The 13,682-nt window shown below is 72.7% G+C and carries 11 protein-coding genes and 1 pseudogene; 10 read left to right on the top strand and 2 right to left on the bottom strand.

Going from position 1 to position 13,682, the window contains the following annotated elements:
* Both J7E86_RS29835 and J7E86_RS29830 read left to right on the top strand, forming a co-directional pair.
* Window positions 1–372: pseudogene (locus J7E86_RS29835) on the top strand (hypothetical protein); the annotation flags it as partial.
* Entirely contained in the window at window positions 369–1,919 is a 1,551-nt protein-coding gene (locus J7E86_RS29830) for a DUF5719 family protein (protein ID WP_215085935.1), read from the top strand. The pseudogene J7E86_RS29835 and the gene J7E86_RS29830, both read left to right, overlap by 4 nt.
* 223 nt (window positions 1,920–2,142) lie before the next feature.
* On the opposite strand, the gene J7E86_RS29825 is transcribed toward J7E86_RS29830, so the two are convergent.
* Window positions 2,143–2,628 carry a metallopeptidase family protein gene (locus J7E86_RS29825; protein WP_215085934.1) on the bottom strand — a complete coding sequence of 162 codons (486 nt, stop codon included), beginning with the start codon at window positions 2,626–2,628 and terminating at the stop codon, window positions 2,143–2,145.
* A gap of 316 nt (window positions 2,629–2,944) precedes the next feature.
* Between J7E86_RS29825 and J7E86_RS29820 the strand changes: the two genes are divergently transcribed.
* The 6 genes from J7E86_RS29820 (at window position 2,945) to J7E86_RS29795 (ending at window position 8,686) form a co-directional block, all read left to right on the top strand.
* The gene (locus tag J7E86_RS29820; protein ID WP_215085933.1) at window positions 2,945–3,340 is read left to right on the top strand and encodes a DUF3499 domain-containing protein; all 396 of its coding nucleotides are present in this window, start codon (window positions 2,945–2,947) and stop codon (window positions 3,338–3,340) included.
* Window positions 3,341–3,445: 105 nt separating this feature from the next.
* Window positions 3,446–4,804 (top strand): phosphomannomutase/phosphoglucomutase, encoded by a 1,359-nt coding sequence (locus J7E86_RS29815; protein WP_215085932.1) that lies wholly within the window; start codon window positions 3,446–3,448, stop codon window positions 4,802–4,804.
* Window positions 4,805–4,932: 128 nt separating this feature from the next.
* Window positions 4,933–5,115, top strand: coding sequence for a Trm112 family protein (locus J7E86_RS29810; protein WP_215085931.1), 183 nt, complete (start codon window positions 4,933–4,935; stop codon window positions 5,113–5,115).
* A gap of 82 nt (window positions 5,116–5,197) precedes the next feature.
* A complete protein-coding gene (locus tag J7E86_RS29805) occupies window positions 5,198–6,352 on the top strand; it encodes an SIS domain-containing protein (protein ID WP_215085930.1) in 1,155 nt (384 codons plus the stop codon).
* A gap of 72 nt (window positions 6,353–6,424) precedes the next feature.
* Window positions 6,425–7,630 (top strand): mannose-6-phosphate isomerase, class I, encoded by a 1,206-nt coding sequence (manA, locus tag J7E86_RS29800; protein ID WP_215085929.1) that lies wholly within the window; start codon window positions 6,425–6,427, stop codon window positions 7,628–7,630.
* Between the two features lie 87 nt (window positions 7,631–7,717).
* Entirely contained in the window at window positions 7,718–8,686 is a 969-nt protein-coding gene (locus tag J7E86_RS29795) for a cation diffusion facilitator family transporter (protein WP_215085928.1), read from the top strand.
* A gap of 70 nt (window positions 8,687–8,756) precedes the next feature.
* On the opposite strand, the gene J7E86_RS29790 is transcribed toward J7E86_RS29795, so the two are convergent.
* On the bottom strand, window positions 8,757–10,754 hold the full coding sequence (locus J7E86_RS29790) for a fructose-specific PTS transporter subunit EIIC (protein WP_308312778.1): 1,998 nt from the start codon (window positions 10,752–10,754) through the stop codon (window positions 8,757–8,759).
* A gap of 412 nt (window positions 10,755–11,166) precedes the next feature.
* Here J7E86_RS29790 and ahcY point away from each other — a divergent pair, with 412 nt between their 5' ends.
* Both ahcY and J7E86_RS29780 read left to right on the top strand, forming a co-directional pair.
* Window positions 11,167–12,624, top strand: coding sequence for an adenosylhomocysteinase (gene ahcY, locus J7E86_RS29785; RefSeq protein ID WP_215085927.1), 1,458 nt, complete (start codon window positions 11,167–11,169; stop codon window positions 12,622–12,624).
* A 92-nt stretch (window positions 12,625–12,716) separates the two neighbouring features.
* Complete coding sequence (locus J7E86_RS29780) at window positions 12,717–13,331, top strand: hypothetical protein (protein ID WP_215085926.1); 615 nt, start codon at window positions 12,717–12,719, stop codon at window positions 13,329–13,331.
* Window positions 13,332–13,682 lie beyond the last annotated feature (351 nt).

The raw sequence follows: 13,682 nt of genomic DNA, 5'->3' as shown, positions 1-13,682 counted from the left end.
GCCGAGGCCGAGCGGCCGGCCGAACCGGTGGCATCCGAGCCGCCCGCCGCGGAGCCGCCCGCCGATCCGTACGGGGGGCCCACCGCCGACCCGTACGCGGCCGTGCCGCACCAGCAGCAGTACGGCGGCGACGGCTGGGACGCCCAGGGCCGGCCGGGCGGCTACGGCGGGCAGTACCAGGAGGGCGCCTACGACGGCTCGTACCCGCAGCAGGACCCCTACCAGGACGGCTCGTACCCGCAGCAGGGCCAGTACGCGGCGGACCCGTACGCGGCCGGTGCCTACGACCCGTACGGCTACACCGGGCAGCCCTATGACACGACGTACGGCGGCACGACGCGGCCGCACCGCGACGGGAGCGAGCAGCAGTGAAGCGCACCACCCTGTCCCTGTTCGGTGTCTCGGCGGCGCTGGCCGCCGTCACGGGCGTCGCCGTGGTCGCCGGCCCGGCCGACAGCGCCCGTACGGCCCGGGCGGCCGAACGGCTGCCGGTGCAGCGGTCCACGGCGCTGTGCCCGGCACCCACCTCCTCGGACGTGGCGGAGACGACGTACACGGCGTTCACCCCGGGGCCTGCGGGGGCGGGCGGGAAGAAGACGGCCGCCGACCTGGTCGCGGCCGCGGCCGGCGGCCGGAAGGACGACGCGGCCAAGGGCGCGAACGGCAAGGACGCCAAGGACAAGAAGAAGGACGGCAAGGACGACAAGGGCGCGGTCGCGCCCGGCACGACCGTCCTCTCCCTGAAGGAGCCCGGCAAGCCCGCCACGGCCACCACCGGCCGCTCCGACGCCCCGGCCCTCATCGGTGGCGCGGAGGGCGCTCTCGCACCCGGCTGGAGCGTGCAGCAGACCACCGTGGTGAGCGCGGGCAGCGGACGCGGCCTGCACGGGCTGAGCTGCACGGCACCCGACACCTCCTTCTGGTTCCCCGGCGCGAGCACCGCCAAGGGACGCCAGGACTACGTCCACCTGACCAACCCGGACAGCACGGCGGCGGTCGTCGACCTGGAGCTCTACGGCAAGGACGGCCGCATCAAGGCGGCCGTCGGGGAGGGCATCACCGTCCCGCCCCGCTCCACGGTCCCGGTCCTCCTGTCGACGCTGACGGACGCGCCCGCGGACAGCGCGACGCTGCACGTGGCGGCCCGCTCCGGCCGGGTGGGCGCGGCGGTGCAGGCGTCCGACGACAAGGCCGGCGGCGACTGGTTGCCGGCCTCCGCCGGGCCGGCCGCGAGCGCCGTGCTGCCGGGCATCCCGGCCGACGCGACCTCGGTGCGGCTCGTCGCCTTCGCCCCCGGTGCGGACGACGCCGACCTCAAGCTGCGGTTCGCCGGGCCGAACGGTTCGATCACCCCGGCCGGCCACGAGACGCTGCACGTCAAGAGCGGCATGACGACGGCCGTCGACCTCGGTGACCTCACCAAGGGCGAGGCGGGCTCGCTCCTGCTCACCGCGGACGGCGGCGGCGCCCCGGTCGTGGCGGCGCTGCGGGTCACGCGCGGCAAGGACGACAAGCAGGAGACGGCGTTCATCCCGGCCACAGCGGCGATCGAACGGCGCGGCACCGTCGCCGACAACCGCGCCAAGGCCACCACGCTGGCCCTCGTCGCTCCCGGCAAGGAGGCGGCGCAGGTGAAGGTGACCTCCTCGGCGGGCAGCGAGGGCGGCAGCCCGGTCAGCAAGAGCTACACCGTCAAGGCGGGCACCACACTGACGGTGGAACCGCCGCAGCCCTCCGGGGCCAAGGGGTCCTACGCGGTGACCGTGGAGCGCGTCTCCGGCGGCCCGGTGCACGCGGCGCGGATGCTGGCGCTGCCGAAGGACGGGCTGCCGATGTTCACCGTCCAGCCGCTGCCGGACGACCGTTCCACGGTGGCGGTGCCGAGGGCGGAGCAGGACCTGTCGATGCTCAACCGCTGACCCGGCCCTGCGCGTGCCCGGGCGGGACTTCGGCTGCGGGCCGTCTTTGCCGCCTGCGGCGGCGGGCGCCCTGCGGGCGCGTCCTCAAACGCCGGACGGGCTTGATTGCGCTGGGCTCAGCCGCTTTCAAGCCCGTCCGGCGTCGAGGGCACCACCCACCCCGCAGCGGCGGTGCGGACGACACGGCCCGCAGTGCCCGCTCACACGATCCGCCGGACCCGGCCTAGTCCTGCCCGTAGCGCGGATCCACCGACTCCGGGGCGAGCCCGAGGAGTTCGGCGACCTGTTCCACCACGACCTCGTGCACGAGCAGGGCGCGCTCGTCGCGGGTCTTGGTGCGGATCTCCACCGGGCGGCGGTAGATCACGATCCGGTCGGGCGCGTCACCATGGGCGGCGACGTACCGGCCGAGCGGCACGGACTCGCCCTCGAAGTCGAAGACGTCCAGCCCGTCCGGATCGCTGCGCGCGCCGCCGGAGTCGCGGAGGGTGACCGGCACCTCGCGGACCACGAAGTCGACCGCGGAGAGCTGCGGCCAGCGCCGTTCGAGCCGCTCCGCCGAATCCTGCACCAGGTCCACGAACGCCTCGCCGCGGCTGACCGACAGGGGCACTTGGGGCGGGGCGATCGGGCCGCGCATGCCCCGTCCGTGGCGGTCGCGGTGGCGCGGGCGAGGCTCGGAGCGGCGAGGAGGTACGGGGTTGTCCATCACTCCTGAGGGTATCCGCCGGCCGGCCGCCCGCACGCGGTGATCGGCTATCCGCGCATGTCGCCGGATGAACATTTCGGTCATCTACGCGATCGATTGGAGCCGGGTGCGGGATCGGACGACCCATGCCGAATGACACGGTGTAGGTGGGTTCATGACAGATTTTGCCCACGGCGGCGTACGCTCCCGGGGTCTCCCCGCAGGTCAACCGGCCGGTGGCGAAACGGCGTCCACAGGACGAACCGGGACGACACGGAGGAGTGAGCGGGGGGAGTGTCGTCGCGGACCGCTCAAGAGTGCGGTACCGTCCAACCTCGTGAGCCCTGTACGTCGCTGTTCGCGCACCGCGTGCGGCCGCCCGGCCGTCGCGACGCTGACGTACGTCTACGCCGATTCGACCGCCGTTCTCGGACCGCTCGCCACCTACGCGGAACCCCACTGCTACGACCTGTGCGCCGAGCACTCCGAGCGGCTGACCGCGCCCCGCGGCTGGGACGTGGTCCGGCTCGCCCTCGACACCGGCCCCGCCCGCCCCAGCGGCGACGACCTCGAAGCGCTCGCCAACGCCGTCCGCGAGGCGGCCCGCCCGCAGGAACGTCTCGCGAGCCCGAACACCACGCCCGGCGCCGTCGGACCCAACGGCCTTGAGGCCGACCCGATGGAGGTCGCCCGCCGAGGCCACCTCAGGGTGCTGCGCTCGCCCGACTCCTGACGCACCGCCGCCCGTACGGCCCGTTTACGATCCGTCCCGCGTCTGGAATGTCGGTCCCTCCGGGTAGGTTTGTCTTCCTGTTCCGGACTCCAGGAGGGGTTGGCTGTGGCTGATCTGTCGCAGATCGTGAAGGCGTACGACGTGCGCGGCGTCGTCCCCGACCAGTGGGACGAGGCGCTGGCCGAGCTGTTCGGTGCCGCGTTCGCCGAGGTGACCGGGGCGGACGCGATCGTGGTCGGCCATGACATGCGGCCGTCCTCGCCCGGCCTGTCGAGCGCGTTCGCGCGCGGCGCGGCCTCCCGCGGCGTCGACGTGACCGGCATCGGGCTGTGCTCGACCGACGAGCTCTACTTCGCGAGCGGTCAACTGGACATGCCCGGCGCGATGTTCACGGCCAGCCACAACCCCGCGCAGTACAACGGCATCAAGATGTGCCGGGCGGGCGCCGCCCCCGTGGGCCAGGACACCGGCCTGGGCGAGATCCGCGCGCTCGTGGAGGGCTGGGCCGCGTCGGGCGCCCCCGAGCCGGCCGCCACCGCCGGCACGGTCACCGAGCGGGACGTCCTCACCGACTACGCCGCCTACCTGCGCGCGCTCGTCGACCTGCGCGCCATCCGGCCGCTGAAGGTCGTCGTGGACGCCGGCAACGGCATGGGCGGCCACACGGTGCCCACCGTGTTCGAGGGCCTGCCCCTCGACCTGACGCCGATGTACTTCGAGCTCGACGGCACCTTCCCCAACCACGAGGCCAACCCGCTCGACCCGAAGAACCTCGTCGACCTCCAGGCCAAGGTCCGCGAGACGGGCGCCGACATCGGCCTCGCCTTCGACGGCGACGCCGACCGCTGCTTCGTCGTCGACGAGCGCGGCGAGCCCGTCTCCCCGTCCGCGATCACCGCCCTGGTCGCCGCCCGTGAGCTGGCCAAGCACCCCGGCGCCACGGTCATCCACAACCTCATCACGTCGTGGTCGGTGCCGGAGGTCGTCAAGGAGAACGGCGGCGAGGTGGTCCGTACGCGCGTGGGCCACTCCTTCATCAAGGAGGAGATGGCCCGCACCGGCGCCATCTTCGGCGGAGAGCACTCCGCGCACTACTACTTCCGCGACTTCTGGAACGCCGACACCGGCATGCTGGCCGCGCTGCACGTGCTCGCCGCGCTGGGCGGCCAGGGCGGGACCCTGTCCGAGCTCGTCCGGCAGTACGACCGCTACGCCGGCTCCGGCGAGATCAACAGCACCGTCGCCGACCAGGCCGACCGCGCAGCCGCGGTCCGCGCCGCGTACGAGGGCCGCGCGAACACCGAGCTCGACGACCTCGACGGCCTCACGGTCACCACACCCGACTGGTGGTTCAACCTCCGTGCCTCCAACACGGAGCCGCTCCTCCGCCTCAACGTCGAGGCCCGCGACCCGGAGACGGTGGCGCGCGTCCGCGACGAGGTCCTGGCGATCGTCAGGGCGTAGCGACGGCTCCGCCCGAGCGGGGCGGGCGGCGTCCTGCTCGCCGCGACGGCCGCCCCGCATCTCCGCCGGCCCGAGTGGGAACGACTACGCTGGCCGGACAGAACACGCACACCCGAAGGGAACCCCCCATGCCGCTCGAAGCCGGTCTCCTGGAGATCCTCGCCTGCCCGGCGTGTCACGCCCCCCTCCGCGAGGAAACCTCCGAGGAGGGCACCGAGCTGGTGTGCCAGAGCCAGAGCTGCGGCCTGGCCTACCCCGTGCGTGACGACATCCCCGTCCTGCTCGTGGACGAGGCCCGGCGCCCGGCCTGACCCCGCCCGCCCGTCGCGGCGTACGCCGCGGCGGGGCCCGCACACCGCGGCGTACGCCACGGCGATCGGAGGCTGATCAACGGTGTTCGACGAGTCACTCCTCGATGACCCCGACGCCCTGTCCCGAGCCGATGTCCACGGACTCCTGCGCGGCGCCGCCGAATCCGGCGCCCGGGTCCGTACGGCCGCCCGGAACAGCGCCGAGGCGGGCGTCGGGGGCCTCAGCCCGGACGGACGGCCGCGCGCCGTCCTCGTCGCCGGTCCCGGCCCCGCCGCCGGCTGCACCGCCGACCTGCTGACCGCCCTCGCCGGCGGCAGCGCCCCGGTCTGCCTGATCCGCCCGGCCGGTGTCGCCCCCGCACCCGGCGCCCTGCGCTGGACGCTCCCCGGCTGGGCGGGCCCGCTGGACCTGCTGCTGGTCGCCAGCCCGGACGGCACGGAACCCGGCCTCGCCATCCTCCTGGAGCAGGCGTACCGGCGCGGCTGCTCCGTCGTCTGCGTCAGCCCGGCCGGCTCCCCCCTCGCCGACGCCACCGCCCAGGCCCGCGGCCTGGCGATCCCGCTCACCAGCTCACCGAGCGAGTCCCGTACGGACGAGGAGCCCCCCAGGGGCAGGGTCGCCCTGCCCATCGGCCCCGGCCTCCTCTGGTCGCTGCTCACCCCCTTGCTGACCCTCGCCGACCGCATCGGCCTGCTCGCCGCGGACGCCGCCGCGATCGAGTCGCTCGCCGACCGGCTCGACCAGGTCGCCGAGCGCTGCGGCCCGGCCATCGCCACGTACAGCAACCCCGCCAAGACCCTGGCGGCCGAGCTGGCGGACACCCTCCCCCTCATCTGGACCGAGGGCGAGCTCGCCGCCGCGGCCGGCCGGCACTTCGCCACGGTCCTCGCCGCCCTCGCCGGCCGCCCGGCGCTCGCCGCCGAGCTCCCCGAGGCGCTCACCACGCACGGCACCCTGCTCGCGGGCGACTTCGCGGCCGGAGCCGGCCCCGAGGAATTCTTCCGCGACCGGGTCGAGGACCCGGGCACCCTGCACGTACGGGTCGTCCTGCTCCGCGAGCAGGAGGCGGACGTCACCTCGCCCGCCCCCGCCGCCCGCGACCTCGCCCTCCAGCGGGAGACCCCCGTCAGCGAGCTGGAGGCGATCGACGCGGAGACGCCCCTGGAGACCGCCGCGGAGCTGCTCGCCATCACGGATTTCGCCGCCGTCTACCTGGCCCTCGCCTCCACCCCGTAGACACCCCGTAGAAAGGCCGCGTCCGGGCCCCACCCCGGACACCGGCCCGCTCGACAGTCAGGAACCGCGCCCATGGACCGCCTCGCCAACACCGTGCGCCCCTATGCGTGGGGCTCCACCACCGCGATCCCCGAGCTCCTCGGCACCGCCCCCACCGGCGAACCCCAGGCCGAGCTGTGGATGGGCGCCCACCCCGGCGCCCCCTCCCGCGTCGACCGCGGCGACGGCCCGCGCCCGCTGTGCGACGCCATCGCCGAGGACCCCGAGGCCGAGCTCGGCGCCGCCGCCGTCCGGCGCTTCGGCCCGCGCCTGCCGTTCCTCTTCAAGCTCCTCGCCGCCGCCTCGCCGCTCTCCCTCCAGGTCCACCCCGACCTCGAACGGGCCAGGGCCGGCTTCGCCGAGGAGGAGGCCCGCGGCGTCCCGCACGACGCACCGGAGCGCACCTACAAGGACGCCAACCACAAGCCCGAACTGCTCTGCGCCCTCACCGCCTTCGACGGCCTCTGCGGTTTCCGCGCACCGGACGAGACGGCCGGGCTGCTCGCCGCCCTGGACGTCGACTCCCTCAAGCCGTACGTCGACCTCCTGCACGCCCGGCCCGAGTCGGACGCGCTGCGCGAGGTCCTCACGGCCGTGCTGAGCGCCGAACACACCGCCATCGCCGAGACCGTCGAGGCCGCCACCGCCGCGGCCGGCCGGCTCGCCGCCGAGGAGGGACCGCACCGGGCCGCCTACGCCGCCTACGCCTCCCTAGCCCGCCACTACCCGGGCGACCCCGGCGTCATCGCCGCCATGCTCCTCAACCACGTACGCCTCCACCCCGGCGAGGCCCTGTACCTGGGTGCCGGCGTCCCGCACGCCTACCTCGACGGCTTCGGCGTCGAAATCATGGCCAACTCGGACAATGTGCTCCGCTGTGGGCTCACTCCGAAGCACATCGACATCCCCGAACTGCTGCGCGTCGTCCGCTTCGAGAGCACCGCGCCCGCCGTCCTGCGCCCCGAGGCCGACGCCGGCGGCGAGGAGGTCTACACGACGCCCGCCGACGAATTCCGCCTCTCGCGCTACGTCTTCGCACCCGCCTCGGAGACCCCCGCCACCCTCCCGGAGGGCACCCCGCAGGTCCTCCTGTGCACCGCCGGCACGGCCGTCCTGCGCGACGGCGACGGCACCGAGCTCACGCTGCGCCGGGGCGAGTCCGCCTTCGTACGGGCGGACGAGCGCGTCCGGCTCGCCGGCGACGGGGCCACGGTGTTTCGCGCCACAGTCGCCGTGTGAGCGCAACTCCGTCCGGCGGCTGCAACAATGGCCCGCCGTAAAGGAAGAGCAAAGCAACTGCAGGGGCGGAAGGGATATCCCGCACATATGAGTGCAACAGGCGGAACCAAGGCCATCGTCGCCGCGCTGGGCGCCAACCTGGCCATCGCCGTGGCGAAATTCGTCGCGTTCGCGTTCAGCGGCTCGTCGTCGATGCTCGCCGAAGGGGTGCACTCGGTCGCCGACTCCGGCAACCAGGCGCTGCTCCTGCTCGGCGGCAAGAAGGCGCAGAAGAAGGCGAGCGAGGAACACCCCTTCGGCTACGGCCGCGAGCGCTACATCTACGGATTCCTCGTCTCCATCGTCCTGTTCACCATCGGCGGCGTCTTCGCGCTCTACGAGGGCTACGAAAAGATCAAGGAACCCCACGAGCTCGAGCACTGGTACTGGCCGATCGGCGTCCTCGTCTTCGCCATCCTCGCCGAAGGCTTCTCCTTCCGCACGGCCGTCAAGGAGTCCAACGAGCTGCGCGGCAAGCAGTCCTGGAGCCAGTTCGTCCGCACCGCCAAGGCCCCCGAACTGCCCGTCGTCCTCCTGGAGGACCTCGGCGCGCTCGTCGGCCTCGTCCTCGCGCTCGCCGGCGTCGGCCTGACCCTCGCCACGGGCGACGGCATCTGGGACGGCATCGGCACCATGTGCATCGGCGCCCTGCTCGTCCTCATCGCGCTCGTCCTGGCCGCCGAGACCAAGTCGCTGCTCCTCGGCGAGGCCGCCGGCCCCGAGCAGGTGAGCCGGATCCGCGCCGCCGCCGTCGACGGCGAGACGGTGACCCGCGTCATCCACATGCGCACCCTCCACCTCGGCCCCGAGGAACTGCTCGTCGCCGCCAAGATCGCGGTGCCGCACGACAACACCGCCGTCGAGGTCGCGCGGGCGATCGACGCGGCCGAGGCGCGCATCCGCGCCGCCGTGCCCATCGCCCGGGTGATCTACCTCGAACCGGACATCTACAGCGCGGAGGCCGCCGCGGCCGGCGAGGACCCCGCCGCCACCCCGGGCGGCCCGGCCCTCCACTGAGCACCGCACGGCGTACGGACGTGACGGCCCCCGCACCGCAAGGGCGCGGGGGCCTTCGCGTACGTACGGACTACTCGATCTCGCCCAGCACCCGTATGACCGCGGCGGTGTCCGGCGCCACGAGCAGCCGCTCCCGGAAACCGGGATCCATCAGCTTCCGCGACAGCATCGCCAGGATCCGCAGGTGCTCGTCGCCCGCAGCCGCCTCCGGCACCGCGACCAGGAAGAGCAGCCGGGCCCTCGTACCGTCCAGCGAGCCCCACTCGACCCCCTCGGCGGACCGGGCGAAGCCGACGACCGGAGCCGCGACCGCGTTCGTCTTGGCGTGCGGAATCGCGATCTCCTCACCCAGCCCCGTCGTACCCAGCGCCTCCCGCGCGAGCACCGCCGCGACGAGTCCGTCCGCGTCGCGGATCCTCCCGGTGGCCGTCAGCAGCCCGGCCAGCTCGCGGATGGCCGCCTCCTTCGTCCCGGCGGCGAGGCTCGGGCGCACCGCCGACGCGGGGAGGTGACCCGAGAGCGCGGAGTCGGGGCTCGCGGCCGGCACCGGCCGGACGGCGGGCACCGCGGCCGCCGCCAGACCCGCCACCACCGCCGGCGTGCCACCGCCCAGGGACATCAGCGACACGGTCGTCAGCGCCGTCACCACCATGCCGACGGCGATGGCGATGAAGAACATCGGCACGCCGCCGACCGCGCCGAGCACCGCCACGATCGGACCACCGTGCGGCACCGAGTCCTCGACCGCCGCGAGGCCCGCCACGGCACCCGCCACCGCGCCGCCGAGCATGTTCGCGGGGATGACCCGGGCCGGCCGGGCCGCGGCGAACGGGATCGCCCCCTCCGTGATGCCGAAGAACCCCATGAACAGCGCCGCGAACCCGGTCTCCCGCTCCTGCGCCGTGAACATCCCGCGCCGCAGCACCGTCGCCAGCCCCTGACCGAGCGGCGGCACCGGAATGGCCGCCGCGCACATGCCCATGATCTCCGGATTGCGGGAGACCAGACCGGCACCGAAGAGGAACGCCGTCTTGTTGACCGGCCCGCCCATGTCGAACGCGATCATGAGGCCGAGGAGGACCCCGAGCAGTGCCGCGCTCGCGCCGGTCAGGTCGCCCAGCCAGCCGGTCAGATGCTCGAAGAGCCACGCGATCGGCCGGCCGATGACATAGACGAAGAACAGGCCCAGCGCGGTCGTCGCCACCACCGGGATCACGATGACCGGCATGATCGGCCGGACGAACCCCGGAACCTCGACCTTCTTGATCCACAGGACCAGGTAGCCCGCCAGGAAGCCGGTGGCGATCGCCCCGATGAACCCCGCGCCCGCCTTGCTGTCGTACAGCTCCCCATGGCTCGCGATCCAGCCGCCGACCATGCCGGGCACGAGGGCGGGACGGTCACCGATGGCGTAGGCGATGTAGCCCGAGAGGATCGGGATCATGAGCGTGAAGCCGATGACGCCGATGTCGTTGACGGACTTCCAGAAGGAACTCTCGAAGACGATCCCCTCGGGAGTCGTGTGCCCGCCCAGCGCCAGCGACACCGCGATCAGCAGCCCGCCGACCACGACGAACGGGATCATGTACGAGACGCCGTTCATCAGCGCCTTGTACACCGCGCCGCGCCCCCCGCCGCCGGCCCCGGGCAGCAGGGCCGAACCGCCGCCGCCCCCGCCGCGGGTCCGGCCGTTCCCGTACACGGGGGCGTCGCGCACCCGCTCGATGAGCCGTTCCGGGTGGTGGATGCCCTCTGCGACGCCGACGGACAGCACCCTCTTGCCCGCGAAGCGGCTCAGGTCGACGTCCTTGTCGGCGGCGACGATGACGCCGTCGGCCTGCCCGACATCGTTGTCGGTGAGCACGTTCTCGGCCCCGATCGAGCCCTGGGTCTCCACCTTCATCTCATGGCCGAGCGCCCGCGCCGCCTGCGCCAGCTTCTCCGCGGCCATATAGGTGTGGGCGATGCCGGTGGGGCAGGCGGTCACCGCCACCAGCCTCAGCCCCCGCGCACCGCTGCCCGCGCCGGTGGAGGGAGTGCGTTCGGGCGGGTCGGCCGGACTGATCACGTGGATCTCCTCACAACTCAACGCGCGCGGGAGCGTGCCGCGTCCTCGCGCTGTTCGCATCCTGCAACACGTGACCTGCGGAGCAAAGGAGATGACCTGCCGGACCATCAGGCGGCGCCGCCCGCACGGAACTCACCCGCCGAACGGAACGGGACGGAGCGGGGCTGGGGTTCACCGGGCCCCCGGTGTAGATTCGTGACCAGAGCCAGACGTCGCTGCTGATGGCGGTCGGGCGGCCCGCACGACGGACCGGCCGAGGGAGAGAGGGCCTCCGACGGACTGCGCTGCGGCCAGGGGACAGGTGTGTCAGCTCTGACAGCCTCTGTCCAGGGTCCGTCCGGTCGTGGCCGGACGGCCTGACCGCGTGCCCAGCCGTACCCACCCTCGCTCGCCCTTCAGAGGAGCAGCCCGTATGACCACCACCTCCACCGGTCAGGACTTCAAGGTCGCGGACCTGTCGCTGGCCGCCTTCGGCCGCAAGGAGATCACCCTCGCCGAGCACGAGATGCCCGGTCTGATGGCGATCCGCAAGGAGTACGCGGACGCGCAGCCGCTCGCCGGCGCCCGCGTCACCGGCTCGCTGCACATGACGGTGCAGACGGCCGTGCTCATCGAGACGCTGGTGGCGCTGGGCGCGCGTGTGCGCTGGGCGTCCTGCAACATCTTCTCCACCCAGGACCACGCGGCCGCGGCCATCGCCGTCGGCCCGAACGGCACTCCGGACAACCCGCAGGGCGTCCCCGTCTTCGCCTGGAAGGGCGAGACGCTGGAGGAGTACTGGTGGTGCACGGAGCAGGCCCTGACCTGGCCGGACGCCGCCACGGGCGGTCCGAACATGATCCTGGACGATGGCGGCGACGCCACGCTGCTGGTCCACAAGGGCGTGGAGTTCGAGAAGGCCGGCGCGGCCCCGGACCCGTCCACGGCCGACAGCGAGGAGTACGCGCAGATCCTCACGCTGCTCAACCGCACGCTGGGCGAGAACCCCCAGAAGTGGACCCAGCTGGCGTCGGAGATCCGCGGCGTGACGGAGGAGACCACGACCGGTGTCCACCGCCTGTACGAGATGCAGCAGGCCGGTGCGCTGCTCTTCCCCGCGATCAATGTGAACGACGCGGTGACGAAGTCGAAGTTCGACAACAAGTACGGCTGCCGCCACTCCCTGATCGACGGCATCAACCGCGCCACCGACGTCCTGATCGGCGGCAAGGTCGCCGTCGTCTGTGGCTACGGCGACGTGGGCAAGGGCTGCGCGGAGTCCCTGCGTGGCCAGGGCGCCCGGGTGATCGTCACCGAGATCGACCCGATCAACGCCCTCCAGGCGGCGATGGACGGCTTCCAGGTCACCACCCTGGACGACGTCGTCGAGATCGCCGACATCTTCGTCACCACGACGGGCAACAAGGACATCATCATGGCCGCCGACATGGCCAAGATGAAGCACCAGGCCATCGTGGGCAACATCGGCCACTTCGACAACGAGATCGACATGGCCGGCCTGGCGAAGATCCCCGGGATCGTCAAGGACGAGGTCAAGCCCCAGGTGCACACCTGGACCTTCCCGGACGGGAAGGTGCTGATCGTGCTGTCCGAGGGCCGTCTGCTGAACCTCGGCAACGCGACGGGTCACCCCTCGTTCGTCATGTCGAACTCCTTCGCGGACCAGACCCTGGCCCAGATCGAGCTCTTCACCAAGCCGGAGTCGTACCCGACCGACGTCTATGTGCTGCCCAAGCTCCTGGACGAGAAGGTCGCCCGTCTCCACCTCGACGCCCTCGGCGTCAAGCTGACCACGCTCCGCCCGGAGCAGGCGTCCTACATCGGCGTCCAGGTCGAGGGCCCGTACAAGCCCGACCACTACCGCTACTGAGCCGACTGACCGCATCACCCGCGCCAGAAGCCGGTAGCCAGGCCCCCGCCCACCTCGGCGGGGGCCTGTCCGCTTCCCGTCAAGGACCCCACATGCCTCGCGGCCGCTACTCCCTCCACGACCCGCACGACCACACCCCCCTCGGCGCGGAACACTTCCACTGCGCCACCGGCCCCTCCGGCTGGCGCTACGTCTCGCAGCTCACCACCCCGGCCGGCGACCACGCCGGCTCGGTCGACCTCACCCTCGACGACCTCGGCCGCCCCATCCGCCTCCAGCTCCACGCGGCGAGCTGGCAGGTGCGCGGCGCGGCCCTCGACGGAGTCACCTGGGTACGGACCGACCCGACCGGCGAGCACGGCACGGAAGGCAATGTCGCGGCACATGCCTTCACGGGCGCCTCCCCGGCCTTCTACGTGGCCCTGTCCCGCTTGCTCCGGCTCGCGCCCGGCGAAGGCGCCAAGCGGATCCGCCTCGTCGGCTTCACCTCCCCCGTACTCGCCCCCCGCACCCTCGACCAGGCGTGGGCTCTGGTCGGCAGGACAGCACACGCCACTGACAACGGCCCGCTCGAAGTGGACGAGTACCAGGTCAGCGACCTGGAGACGGGCGAGGTGCAGACCGTGCACCTGGCCGGCGACGTGGTCCTCGCGGCGCCCGGCGTCGAGCTGGAGGAGCTGGAGACCCCGCCGTCGTCCTTCGCCTGACGCACGTCGCACCGCAGGAGCCTTGCGGGCTCTGGGGAGCGGATGTGCGCCGGACCCGTCGGGGCTGGTAGTGTCCTACTCGTCCCGCCAGACCTGTTGACACAGGCCCGGTGGGGAGGTAGATTCGAACGGTTGCCGGGAGAACTGGACAGGTTCCACGGCGGCGGCTAGTGTCTATAGCGCTCCGGTGGCGGATTCAATTCGCACGGAGACCCCCGATTCCCTGTTGGAAGTCGAAAAGGCCGATGAGTTCGGCCCGAAAAACTTCTGATAAAGTCGGAACCGCCGGAAAGCGAAAGCAAGAAGGCGAACCCCGCTTCAACAGGGGGCCGGAAACGAAGTCCGAACCGG

The sequence above is a fragment of the Streptomyces sp. ISL-11 genome, from assembly GCF_018614525.1.
Lineage (GTDB): Bacteria > Actinomycetota > Actinomycetes > Streptomycetales > Streptomycetaceae > Streptomyces.
This window is presented reverse-complemented; position numbering and strand designations above follow the sequence as displayed.